Source organism: Hufsiella arboris (assembly GCF_009834875.1).
Lineage (GTDB): Bacteria > Bacteroidota > Bacteroidia > Sphingobacteriales > Sphingobacteriaceae > Hufsiella_A > Hufsiella_A arboris.
The window spans coordinates 1-244 of sequence record NZ_WVHT01000055.1; the positions used below are offsets into that span (position 1 = coordinate 1).

The 244-nt window shown below is 57.0% G+C and carries 1 protein-coding gene; it reads right to left on the reverse strand.

Annotated features, from left to right (window positions below):
* A partial coding sequence (locus GS399_RS20605; protein WP_160846546.1) for a hypothetical protein occupies window positions 1-244 on the reverse strand: 244 nt, incomplete at both ends.

The window sequence follows — 244 nt, forward strand, 5'->3', positions numbered from 1 at the left end:
TCTGAACCTGCTGGCAGGCCGTTGAAGAAGCATCCTGCACGCCGGTCAGGTTATAGGTATAGGTACCTGCCGTAGCAGTTGACTGACTCACGGTCACGCTGGTTCCGGTAGTGGTGGTTACTGTCTGGGCGGCTCCGCCGTTGACCGTATAAGTGAAAGTATAAGGGGCTGTTCCGTTGGCTCCGGTAAAGGTGACATCAGGGGCAGGTGCATCCTTACAGACAGCGATGGTACCGCCGATGCC